General features: G+C 58.1%; 10 protein-coding genes and 1 pseudogene. 4 read left to right on the top strand and 7 right to left on the bottom strand.

The window, feature by feature from the left end:
- The 3 genes and pseudogenes from B2828_RS11530 to B2828_RS11520 form a co-directional block, all read right to left on the bottom strand.
- Positions 1-109, bottom strand: a 109-nt coding sequence (locus B2828_RS11530; RefSeq protein WP_479633894.1) for a hypothetical protein, incomplete at its 3' end; no start/stop codon positions are given.
- Between the two features lie 1,123 nt (positions 110-1,232).
- Positions 1,233-1,376, bottom strand: a pseudogene (locus B2828_RS11525) (hypothetical protein); the annotation flags it as partial.
- Positions 1,328-3,955: a hypothetical protein gene (locus B2828_RS11520; protein WP_479633891.1), complete on the bottom strand. Its 2,628-nt coding sequence runs from the start codon at positions 3,953-3,955 to the stop codon at positions 1,328-1,330. The pseudogene B2828_RS11525 and the gene B2828_RS11520, both read right to left, overlap by 49 nt.
- 431 nt (positions 3,956-4,386) lie before the next feature.
- Between B2828_RS11520 and B2828_RS11515 the strand changes: the two genes are divergently transcribed.
- From B2828_RS11515 to B2828_RS11500, 4 genes are read left to right on the top strand one after another with little or no spacing between them, the layout of a single operon-like run.
- The gene (locus B2828_RS11515; protein WP_479633890.1) at positions 4,387-5,298 is read left to right on the top strand and encodes a hypothetical protein; all 912 of its coding nucleotides are present in this window, start codon (positions 4,387-4,389) and stop codon (positions 5,296-5,298) included.
- Positions 5,295-5,708, top strand: coding sequence for a CsgG/HfaB family protein (locus B2828_RS11510; RefSeq protein ID WP_479633889.1), 414 nt, complete (start codon positions 5,295-5,297; stop codon positions 5,706-5,708). The genes B2828_RS11515 and B2828_RS11510 overlap by 4 nt, the downstream gene beginning before the upstream one ends.
- Entirely contained in the window at positions 5,686-6,441 is a 756-nt protein-coding gene (locus B2828_RS11505) for a hypothetical protein (RefSeq protein WP_479633888.1), read from the top strand. The genes B2828_RS11510 and B2828_RS11505 overlap by 23 nt, the downstream gene beginning before the upstream one ends.
- 48 nt (positions 6,442-6,489) lie before the next feature.
- Complete coding sequence (locus B2828_RS11500; protein ID WP_479633887.1) at positions 6,490-6,822, top strand: hypothetical protein; 333 nt, start codon at positions 6,490-6,492, stop codon at positions 6,820-6,822.
- Positions 6,823-6,854: 32 nt separating this feature from the next.
- Here B2828_RS11500 and B2828_RS11495 read toward each other — a convergent pair whose 3' ends face one another.
- The 4 genes from B2828_RS11495 to B2828_RS11480 are packed head-to-tail and all read right to left on the bottom strand — an operon-like array spanning position 6,855 to position 11,902.
- A complete protein-coding gene (locus tag B2828_RS11495) occupies positions 6,855-9,989 on the bottom strand; it encodes a hypothetical protein (RefSeq protein ID WP_479633886.1) in 3,135 nt (1,044 codons plus the stop codon).
- The gene (locus tag B2828_RS11490; protein ID WP_479633885.1) at positions 9,923-10,216 is read right to left on the bottom strand and encodes a hypothetical protein; all 294 of its coding nucleotides are present in this window, start codon (positions 10,214-10,216) and stop codon (positions 9,923-9,925) included. The genes B2828_RS11495 and B2828_RS11490 overlap by 67 nt, the downstream gene beginning before the upstream one ends.
- A 6-nt stretch (positions 10,217-10,222) precedes the next feature.
- Positions 10,223-11,143 (bottom strand): CsgG/HfaB family protein, encoded by a 921-nt coding sequence (locus B2828_RS11485; protein ID WP_479633884.1) that lies wholly within the window; start codon positions 11,141-11,143, stop codon positions 10,223-10,225.
- Positions 11,144-11,146: 3 nt separating this feature from the next.
- Positions 11,147-11,902: a hypothetical protein gene (locus B2828_RS11480; protein WP_479633883.1), complete on the bottom strand. Its 756-nt coding sequence runs from the start codon at positions 11,900-11,902 to the stop codon at positions 11,147-11,149.
- Positions 11,903-11,910: the final 8 nt, after the last annotated feature.

Here is an 11,910-nt window from a genome sequence, read left to right as displayed (position 1 = left end):
ACGTAGGCTCGAGCAAAGGGGGGGAGACCTCGAAGCTCTTCTGGCAGGCCGGGCAATAACATTGGGGCACTTCCACCACCAGCACCGTCTCTTTGAGCCCGATGGGCACGCTGCGGATGCGCCGGACCGTACTGAGCCGCGCTCATCATCTGCCGCGCCGTCAGGAAGTCCTCGCGAGCCAATGCGCGTTTGGCGATGAGCGCCCGTAAATCCCACGCAAACGCTTGATCGTCCGTCTTCTCTGCCGCTGCCGCCAACTCCGGTAATGGAGCAAAATGGCGTAACGTGTCGGTCAACTGCGCGATCTGCTCCGGTTCCGCATTGGAGAGGCTGGGATAGATGCCCGAGTCAGTGAAGGCGAAGGTATAGTCGGCCAAAAATCGGAACGGTTCTTCGTAGGTTTTTTCGCCCTGCTCGACTTGCAAGGCTTTTAATTCCAACAACGCAAGTCCTGTCTGGTGGTTGTCGCGCAGAGCGATGGCTAGGCGGATCCGGGCGGCGTCGCCCAGCGGATTTTCCTGGTGAGGATTATAGTAATGGCCGCCCCTTTCCCGAATGGCAGCGGGCACACCGGGAGGATAATGGCCGGGGAATTTTTTGAGAAGCAGGCGGTATTGCGCGATAGCCTCCGCTGTCTTTCCCGCACGCTGGAGAGCGACAGCCTTGGCAAAGCTGAGGTCTTCGCTAGCCTCGGGCTGGGGATCAAGCGCGGCAATGCGCAGTGCTTCGTCATGCTTTCCTGCGTTACTGGCTGCGTGGACGAGGAGTGCGAGATAGCGGGGATGCCAGGCTTCGGATTGATAGGCGGGTTGTTGCGCGGCCACGGCGGCAGCCAGCTCGGGTAGGAGCGTTTGCCTCCATTTACGAATTTTGTCCGTCAGCATGGACGGCGTTTCGCGGTCTTCCGGGTATTGAAAACGGAATGCCGCGTCTGGGGATCCAAGTACAAGGTAAAGCATCCCCATCGCCACCTGTGGGTGGGCCGCGACGAGAGCAAAAGCAGCCTTGCGCTTTTCCGCATCTTCGGTCGCGGCCAGCCGCCGCAACGTTTTCTCGATCATCAGTACGACGGATTTGAGCACTTCGGGATGATCGGGCGTCTCTGCTTGCCGGATATACCACTCCAGTGAACCGAGGTAATCCTCGGCATCCCAAGCGAGGCCGCCCAGCCAACCCTTCGCGTCGGAGGCGAAGCGGCCTTCGGGATACTTCTTGAGGTATGCATCGAATGCCGCTTGGGCGGCATCGCGCAAGCTCCCGTCTTTGGTGCGTTCGTCAAAGTCATAGCCCGGGGCGCGGGAAGCAGAGAGCAGACACCGCCCCTTCATCAAAAGAGCCGTTTCGGCCCGGGGATGGTCAGGGAATTCAGCGAGCACTTTTTCAAACCATGTTTGCGCGTCCACTTTGTCGCCATAGTGGAAAGCAACCGCGCCGCGCAAGTAGAGCCACTGGCCCCGGATGGAGCCTTGGGCGGTGCTGGCGCGCTTTTCCAATTCCACGAGCATGGTTTTGGGCGCAGGCGGCAAGGTTCGGGAAAAGCCGTTATAGGGATCAAGTTGCGGTTCCGGCTGAATGGTCGCGTCGTTGTCGAGCCGCCATGCCAGGTAAGGTGAACCTCTTTACCACCCACGCCGGGAATCGGTTCCCATTGGGCACTCCCGGCATTGTATAAATAGGATAAGCCGGTGGCGCGGACGGCCAGTTGACCTTGCGGGCCGCGAAAGACGTCCGTGCTACCATAGCCGCCGCAATCATCGAGTTTGTTTTGCGCGGGCCGCCGCCGACTGCTGGAGATGGTCTCGAATTCACCTGTGGCGGCGATCCATTTCCAAACGCCCGAGACGTGGTCCTGGCTCATATTGGAGGAGCGGCCTATAAAAAAGTCGTCCCCTTCGGGAAGAATCTCCGACCATCCCCATCCGCCGCGGTCGCCGGGCAAGGTGATGGCGGTCCAAAGCTGCTTACCGCGATCATACCGAGACACCTGGCCATACGCCCGATAGTAGAAGGCCCGCTCGCCCACATCAAAGTTGTCATAATCGAACGACTTGAACTGCATCGGCATGGAGGGCGGAAGCTCGATGGCATCGCTACGCTTGAAGTCCGATAACGCGACTCCATAAAGAGCCCCCCGGCAAGCGTTCCCATTGGTGGTCACGCAGAGCCAGAGTTTGTCTCCCCAAGGCGCGATTTGAACCGCCCACTTGGCAGCCTTTGCCTCCAACAGCTCCGGAATGGGAAAAAATTGCGTCACCCGCAAAGTTCCCGGCGGCGGCGTGGGTCGGATGTTGGGATAGCGATCGAGCCAGTTGTTTTCAATTTCCTGGCAGGCTCTGAGGAAGTTGGAACCGGATGCCCGCTCGCGATAGCCTCGCAACGCTTTGCAAACGCGGTCCGCTTCTTGTTCGGTGAAGTCATCCTGCGCCCATAGCGCCAGCAAATTCACATCTTCATCTTTTGAATGTTCCAAAAAGTAAAGCAGCCAGCGCAGCCGGTAAGCGTGGTCGAATCCAGCGGAGGGTTGATCCGGGCCCGGCTTGGTGTTCCGCTGCAAATAGGCGTCGAGCGTGGCGACTACCGGACCGATTTTGTGTTGCGCCAGAAGTTGCTCCCGGTAATTCCATAATTTTTCGAGCGCCGTCTGCAAATGCGCCGGGCTGGCCGCTTTTTCATCCACAATCTGAAGCAGCATTCCATCGGATTGTTCGCCCACATCGGGGGACGCCAGGAGTGTGCCAATGAAATCCCGCCAGAGCGTGGCGCAGTTTTCAGGCGTTTGCCCGCTCCAACCGACCAGATGGGGAATGTTTCTGACATCCCACACGGGGCTGTAAGTATTCATCCCCAGGCCGGAGACATCGCAACGCAGCAAGGCGTAACGCAGCCGGTCCATGTGCCCCACGGAAACCTCCGGCGGCTGTGCGGCCAGGAGTTTACGGCAGGCACCCAGGGCATCGGCGGGAGTATCGTACCAATAAGGGTAGGAGGCCGCAGCGTTAATATGAGGCGCTCCCGAGCGATTGAGAAACTGACACTTCCACGCCATGATGGTCGCAAACAACTCGCGCGACCGGCTCCGGATATCGGCAATCGTCGGGTCCGTTCGAAGCCCCTGGTTAAACGCGTCGCGCAATACATCCGAAGCCGTATTGAGAACGTCCATGGCGACGTACTCGCGATTTTCCCTGAAGGACTGGGTCCAGTGTTTCGGCTTGCCATCCGTCGTTGGCGAGGGAGCCGGCGCGGCCAGGAAGCGCTCGTAGCTATCCAGGGCCAGTTGGGCGTGGCGGATTGGTTCAGGGTTTTTGCGCAGATCCCTTTCATGCGCACGATTGACCAGTTCACTATAGATATTCGCGCCCAGCCGAAAATAATCCCGTTCGTGATTGCCCAAGGCTCCGCTCGATTCCAATGCCGCGCGAGCGATGGGCAGGAGATTGCCCTGCAAGGCCCATTCCGCCTCGCGCACGTATTCATGGCTCTCCTTCTCAGGCATCCAGCTTGTCGCTGGAATGGGTTGCTTTGCAATCAGCGAGGCAACCTTCGAGGCCAGCAGGGCGGCCAGTTCTGGCAGTTGGCCCCCCTCCCCTTGCGCTTCGATGGTTTGAACTTCTTTGCCTTCCGGGGAGCGGGCGAAAACCTTGACGTTCACCTTCATGGGAACCGTGCCGGATGCCTCGATCTCGCCGTCCACAAGGTAAGCACCGTTCCAAAATCCGCCCTCATCGGAGTGGGCCAACTCTTTCTCCAAAAGTGCGTCGCCCAGCCGCCACCGTTCCAGCACAAAGAACTCCGGCTGCGCGATCAGCCGGTTGGTGAAGAGAAACGCGAGCTGATTTTCCAGCGTTTGCGTTTCCGGCGTTTTGACGGAACAGCGCAGACGCAGCAGCGAAATCGGCACGGCCTCTTCGCGCTTAACATTGAGCTTGCGCAGCAACGGCGTAAACCGCGACACGATATCCTGCGCCAGGCTTTCGGGATCCCAATCAAGATGAAAAAAGACTGCGCGATAAGCTCGCCTCCGTTCATAACTCGATTTGGCGTCAATATCCCGTGCTGGCTCCGCAAGTGGTTCCCCGGCCGGGAGAGATCGCGGTTGGCCATTTCTGGAACACCCAAACGCAACCGGCCTTGAGTGCGGTCCCCAAGGATTCCGATATCGCATGGCAGGGGTGGCGCGAGGGCAAACTTTGGTTTACAACGGGGCACCGGGGGCGGGATCATTTGTGCGGGATCGCCCCCTTTTCCCTAGACGTTGTTGATCTTGAAAATCCGCATGAGATGCGGCCTGTTGAGATCACAACGAAGCATATTCTATACAAAAGCGGGTCCACGGTGCTTCAGGTGGATCGTATTTCTGGAGAATCGAAACGGTGGGCTCTTCCCGTGGACTCGTTCATCGTGCGGGCGCTTGCCTCGGGGCTATATGCAACCTTTCCGGCCCTTGGCTCCAATAGCCCCGATAAAGGCGGCGGCTTGTTAAAACTCAACGCAACCGATGATTCCTGCGACGTGCTCATTAGCAGCCGCCGGACGCCCCCGGTCAATCTGCTGGACGGCAGGTCCAAAAATACGCCCCAGGGGATGTTTGAGGACCGAAAAGGGAACGTCTATTTTTGGTGGTGGGATATTCCGGATCGCACCGTTTCGCCCGGCCTTCGCTCGGAGAGCCAGGTCTACCGGTGGTCCTCGGAGGGAAAGGAATGGGAGAAAGTGTTTTCCTCCGTCCGGGGTATTCGCCTCAAGGACGAGCGCCCGGGGGCGCTCATCATGACCCGGGGGAACCCGCCCGACGGGTTAAGCATGTATGGTTATGCACGGTTCGAGCAGATCGTGCTGTTGAACCCTGAGACCGGGAAGTTCGAGCTTTTGCTGGAAAATCCCGATGCGGAACAGCATCCGCTGAAACCGCCCGCGCGCTGGGATTTCCCGCCGGAGCTATGCCGGATTCTCCCCAATGCGGTCCGCTTCCATGAAATGGCCTGGTACAACGGAACGCTATGGGTGCTGGCCTATGACAAGAAGCTCGGCGAGAACAACGGCTCTGAGTATCTGCTATTCGCCTTCGTGCCCGGTCGCAAAACAGCGGTGCAGATTCCGCTGCGCTTTACTTTATCGGAAGAGGATCAAAAATGGAGCAAGCAGCGCGGGGCGAATCTTGATCGGCCGCTGCTGGCCGACAACGGGCTTTTTGCGACGCCCCAAGGGCTTGTCATTACGGCGCAAATGTCTCCTGGTTTTTGGTTCCTGCCTTACGCGGAAATCCCCCAACTTTCCCAACCCGCCGTTGCCCGATGAAATCCCGTTTCCTCCCGCTGGTTTTTCTGCTGTTTTTGGCCGTGGCTATCCACGCGGAAACGGTGCGGATTGCCATTCTGAACACCGCTGCAACCGAAGAGCTGGAGCCGATCCTGACATCGATCCTTTCCCAAACCGATGGAATTGCTTTGGTAGAGCGGCCGGAGGTGGACCGCATTCTTCGTGAACACGCACTTTCAAAAGCGGGTAATTTGCAGGAGCAGCTTTCCATTTCCTCGCTGCTGCACGCAAACGGCCTCTTGATTTTGGGCAAGGAAACCGTCGACAAAAGCGAAATCCTGTCCGTGCGACTGACGGCGGCGGAGCCGGGCGTGGTGATCGGTTCCGCCCTTTTTGCGCCACGCAAGGCGGATTGGAGGGAAGCGATTGCTCCATCGCGGTCAGCTTAGGTTCCAACAACTTTGCGTCCTCCTCCGTCCACTTCTGGTTGCCGGGAAGAAATGCGTCCCACGTAAGAATGTCGGTTTTTGTACGCGCATCCAGCATGTAGCCAAGCAGGTTGGGCAGAAACGATGGCGTCTGTGGCGCGGAACTGCAAACCCGGATGGCATTCAGCAATCCAACAGCAGTCACCCGCGGCGTTTCGAGGCCCAGCGCCGCCGCGCTATTGGCAGCGGAAATGGCCTCGCCGGGGAGTTGATTCACCATGGCCCATTCGGCAAGCCGTGCGAAGTTTTCCGCTTCAGCGATTTTATCCCAAGGCAACGCCACAGCGCCCTGCATTCCCAGTTCCGCCCTGAGCTTCGTCGCTATCCCATCGGCCATCGCACCGAGGTTTTCTTCGGACCCGGAAAGCTGAAATTCGATTCTGCTGGCATCGGCTTTTTTAAGATACACCGCAAGCGTCAGCGTTTTCCCCTGCCGGTGAATCGATCCTTCCATCAAATAGCTCCCCGTCCAAAACGGCGCTGGGGTAGCCGTCAGGCTTTTCTCCCAAGCGAGCGATTCCATTTTCCAGCGCTCCAACACAAAGAAACCCGGCTCATGGATCAGCCGGTCAGCCGTGAGCCGGTTGAGCTGGTTTTCCACGACTTTGGCTTGAAGGGAATCGACATCAAACTTGAGCCCGAGCAGCGAAATCGCCACGGCGTTTTGACCCGGCTGCATCTGGATTTTGCCTAGCAAAGGCTGAAACCTCGCCTGGATCGCCGCCGCATCCGAATCCGCTTTTTGGGAAACGGGAAGGCTTATCGTATCGATCACCACGCCCTGTTCGACGGCAATCAGCCGGGCCGCTTCCATCGCCGGTTTGGAATGGGCATCGCAGGTCAGGACGATCAGCCCTTGAGCATGGAGAAACGCGCCGGTTCTTTGAAAATGCCCCCGGGAGACGAGTTCGTGCAACTGATGCTCGGCGGCAATACGCTGAATTTCCAACCGTTCGACCATCTCGATTCCCTGCGATTGCGAAAACCCGGCGCTCAGAAGGTCGGCCAGAGGCTGGGAACCTTCGTCAGCGAGAATGGCAAGGCGCGGCGCGGCCCATCCATCGGCCAGGCTTAATAGCAGAAAAGTCAGCAGGAGAAGGCGGGATTTCATTGAGAAGCGGCGGGTTGGGAGAGTTGAGGGATCTCCGAATAAGGCAGAAACCAGAAGCCGGGCGTCAACTGAGCCGTGATAATGAGCCCATTTTCGGTGGCAAAGACGCCTTTGGAAAAAAGAGCCGGCTTTTCAATGCAACCCGGGAATTTGGGGTTGGAAAAAACACCTTTCAGATCCTTTTTATCCTGCTCTGGAACCTCAAACCGCAACGGAATCTGTATGGCCGTTTTCTGTCCCGGGAGGAAGGCATACAACGTATAGTTGGCCCCGCTCCAGTCGCTATACTTTTGGTCATAGGAAATGATCCAAAGCGAACCGTTCGCATTCCATCCCATTTCGTGACGGCGGTTTGATCCCGGCAATTCGTTGCAGAGTGCTTGGGGAAATTCCCAGCGCGGGGCATTCACCACGGGATGTTGCTTTGCCTCCGGATTTTCAAGCAGAAGTTCAAATTGGCCGCTGTCGGGGTTGAGCAATACGATCTGGTCAAAATTGCCAAAAGACATACTTCTGCCGCGAATCCCTTCCGTCATGATCAACGCTCCCGGGCGCTCGTCTTTCAGTTGAATCCGCCGACCGGTAAAGAAAACCTTCTCCCAGCTCTTTTGCGCCTCGGACCATTGATAAACCTGGCTTTCCCAAATATAGCCATGCCGCTTTTGGATCGTGTGGTCCAGCCAGGAAAAATAAACGTGTCCCTGCCGGTCATCCACAACGGCCTCCGGTTTGTTCGCCGATTTCCCGTCCAGCGGGCTCACGGCGGGCGTCCGGCGGCTGCTAAACAGAACATCGTAGGGGGCATCCCTGGAGGTCAGTTTCAGCATTCCGCTGCCCACTACGGGGCATCCCTGCTCGTTTTGAGGAAAAGGCAGGTAAAGCTCGTTCCCATGGGCGCGAACCATGTAAAAGGACGGAGGGAGATCGAACCGCTTCCATTTACCGGTAGCGCGCTGATAGCAAAGCACATCCGCCCGTTCCGCAAGATAAACAGCGGTGGATGTGACATCGAAGGAACGCCCTCCCCTGCCAATGGGCGGCTCTCCGAGGTGAAGATTCTCCGGCCATTGAAACGTCACGAGATCGTTTGTCTGGGGGGCGACACCGCAAATGCGGCGATCCTCTCCAATCGCAAACCAGAGCCGCCCTTGGATCCAACATGGCTGCTCGATATAGCAATCTCTCGGGATATTTTTCAGCGCATCCTGCGCGAACAGGTTCCAGTAATGTCCAACGGAAATTTCGCCGGGCCGTTCCTGTTCTTTTGCGACAAGGTCGGGGTACTGGCGCAAAAGCACGTGGTGAAAATTCGATAGGTGAGGCAAAAGCTCCCGATCCGATTGATCCGCTGACGCGGCGAGCGCTTGCTCATATCCAGTAATCAACGGTTCCACGGCTTGCGCCTCTTCAACGGTCCAGTTGCGGGTGGGATCGAGAAGTTCACTCCACGTTGAGATATCCGTTTTGACTCGCTGTTCCAAAAGATAGCACAGCAGCTTGGCTGAAAACGAAAAAGATGAGCCCTTGTCGGCTTGGTGATCCCGAAGAGAATTCTGGATCCCGCTGATTTTGATCCGGCTCTCGGGGCCAAAGATTTCGGCGCGGTGATTCCAGATTAAATCGTGAATGGATCCCAACAATTCTGCGTGATGTTCCGTGGTCGCATACTCAAACATCAGCCCGTCAATTTGAGTTTGAAGTGAGGGTGCATTTTTGAGTTCCTCGACAAACGCTTTCCAAAGCGCGGGGATCTCCCTTTCCGCCTCTGGCGTCCACGCCACCAGGAGCGGACTGTGCGTTTTGGGCAGTTTGGGATTATCAAGAGATGGATAATGGCACCATCTTGTCCCCCACTCCTCCCGGAGATGTTCTGGTGTGCCGAACACCCCAGCGGGGCTCATGGGCCGTGCGAGCGCACGCCGGTAAACGGCAAGGGTTTCCGCCGGCGTTTCCGTCCAGTAGGGAGCGTTGACGTTATAGTCCATCTTGGGAGGAAGCCCCTCCGGTTTGGCGTGGCGGAGCAGGCCGCCCACTTGCCGGACCTCCGCGCGCAATGCCGCGACCTCCGCCGGATGTTCGACGTAAATTTCGCTTTCGTACGCCCCACGCAAGACGCGGAAGGCCATCATCAAAACACGAGGCGCGAGATATTCCGGGTGCTCCAGCGTAAAGTTGCACGGCTTGGGCACGGTGGAATATTTTTGGGTAAACCAATTTAAGAGCCTCACCGCCTCGGTGGCGGCTTCAACACTTTGCAGCGCCGTTTCCTTTTTGAATTTCGCCGGAGCATAGGAATGCGAGCCGACCAGCAAATCATCCGGGTAGGCCACCATGCAATAGGCCCGAATCCGGAGCGTCTCCACGCGGGGTTCGGCCAAGCCGAGCGCAACGGCGCTTTCAGCGGCGGAAACGGCATCGCCAGGCAAGTCATTAGCCATGGCCCATTCGGCGAGGCGGACCTGATTTTCCGCTTCGGCAGTTTTATCCCACGCCAACGCCGCCCCTTGCGAGCCGAGTTCTTTTTTGATTTGGCTCACGAGCTCGTCGGCAATGCCCGCCAGATCTTCCTCCGAACCGGATAGCCGAATTTCCTTTGCGGTGGCATCGGCTTTTTTGAGACGCACCGCAAGCGTCAGCATTTTCCCCTGCCGGTGAATCGCTCCTTCCATCAAATAGCTCCCCGTCCAAAACGGCGCTGGGGTAGCCGTCAGGCTTTTCTCCCAAACGAGCGATTCCATTTTCCAACGCTCCAACACAAAGAAACCCGGCTCATGGATCAGCCGGTCCGATATGAGCCGGTTGAGCTGGTTTTCCACGGCTTTGGCTTGGAGGGAATCTACATCGAACTTGAGCCCGAGCAGCGAAATCGCCACGGCGTTTTGGCCTGATGGCAAACGGACTTTCTCAATCAACGGCCCAAATCTCGCATGAAGGAGCGCCGCATCGGATTCCGCTTTGTCCGAGACGGGAAAAGCGATGGCGTCCACGACCACCCCGGGCTCCACGGCAATCAGCCGGGCCATTTCCACAGGCCGCTTGGATCGGGTTTCGCGAGTCAGGACGATCAGCCCCTGCGCATGGAGTAGCGCCCCGGTCTGCTTGAAGTCGCCCCGGGAAGCGAGCGCCTGCAACTGTGCTCGGCGGCGATGCGCTGAATCTCTTCCCGCTCCACCAAGTCCACGCCGGGCGATTGCGAAAACCGGGCGGTCAGCAGCGCGATAAGGTCGCTGTCGGCGTCCGAACCAATCACGGCCAGCCGCGTGTTGGCCCAGGCTTCCGTTGCCATAAGCAGCCAAAGGACAAAGCCCGCGAGCGCCAGGGCAAAGGAACGTCCGCTTTGGTGTGCGATCCTTCGCATGTTCGATCAACGGGCGGTGATTGCGGGGACGATCCGGTCGATCAACTTCGCGGCGGCATTTTGAAGAGCGCTTTTGCCCGCCATGTTTTCGGCGAGATCGACGGCCACGCCGGTCTGGCGGTCGGCCAAAAGCAGGCTTCCCGTGGCGGGACGGGTGATTTTGAGTTCCACCCGGGCGCGGCAGGAAACCAGGTTGCCCCGGCGTCCGGCCATCTCGCTGAATGCCTCGCCGCTGATCACCACATCGGAGGGTTTGCCCGAGGAAGCGTCCACCACTTCAAAGCCGAGTTGCTGCAAAATGAATTTGATTTCGGTTTGCGCGGCGGGGTCCGCGACGGCCCGGGAAAGGTGTTGTTCGGCGATTTGAACGCTGACACTGGGGAGCGTTTTGCCCGCGACCAGTTTTTTGAGCCGCTCGATGCGGGCCGCCGGATCTTCGACCTTGGCGACCAGCGTGTCGGCGCGTTTATCAATCGTGGAGAGAATCTTGGGCGCGAGTTGATCCATCGCGCCGTCCAGGGCGTCCAGCGAAGAGAACAGAGCCGTTTCGCCATAAACGCGGCTGGTCTCGGTGCCGATAATCTTGGCTACTGCGTAATATTTGTTATCGGCCCCGAAGATCCGCCCGGTGATAATCACTTTCGCACCGGTAAGCTGGCCGACTTTCGCCGCCGTTTCAGGCGTGACGTTGCCCGAAAGCCCCAGTTCCTGTTCGCCAAACACCTTGTCGAGTTCCTGGCGCTCGACCAGGATGAGGTTGGGATCGCTGGAAAGTTTGGCGTTGAGCAGCACGGCGGCTTCGGCTCCCTTTTTGTCAAACCCCGGGCCGGAGGTTTGGAAATCGAGCACGGCGGCGGTGAGCGGTTCCGCGGCGCGCGCCGGGGCCAATGCCGCAAGGGCGAATAAGAGGATAAGCAATCGTTTCATAAGCTACGGGTGGTTGACTGTTTCGAGGATTTCCAAAAAGGTCTTTTGGTTGCGGGGATTGGAGGAAAGGGAGTCGAGCAGCGGCAACGTGACTTTTGCCAAGTGCAACCCGTCCTGCCTGGTGACAAACACCCCGGACAGCAGCGGCGCATCGGGACAGAAAGCCACGAGGTTCCCCTTCCAATGGGGATTGGCGGCGAGCCAATCGGTCAGGTTGGCGGCGTCGGATTCGATAAAATAAATCTCCGGGCCGCCATTCGCGGGGAGTGCATTGAGCCCCTCCCCCGCCGTCTCGAATGGGACGTTCTGCGCTTTGAAAAAGGCGTGGAGCCGTGAGCTTTCGCCCAAAAGGCGCAGTGGTCTGGCTTTGCAGACAGCAGCAAGAGCTGTTTTTACGAAATCCCGGGGATAGGCCGTGATATAAATCTGTCCCGAGGAGAGCCAAGGACCGTCGCCGGATTTCGTCCGCAACCGGGCCACAAATTGCGTCTCTCTTTTCACCTCCGGGATCGGCAGTTGCCAGCAAATCAGCGGCAACACATACGTCGGATTACCAAAGCAGCCTTCGTATACTGAAGGCTGGGCCACTTCGATTTCTTTTTGGATGGGAGCCAAAAGTGTCTGCCCTTTTTGGTACAGGTCGGCCCGGATTTCCACCGGGGCCAAAAGGTTGAGGCTTACCGGCAAAATCTCGATCGCAATGGACGCGGATGTGCCGCCAAACCCATCAAACGACGCCGGGGTTTTGCTATCGTTCACAGGCACTG

It is taken from the genome of Spartobacteria bacterium UBA695 (genome assembly GCA_002298145.1).
GTDB lineage: Bacteria > Verrucomicrobiota > Verrucomicrobiia > Chthoniobacterales > Chthoniobacteraceae > UBA695.
This window is presented reverse-complemented; position numbering and strand designations above follow the sequence as displayed.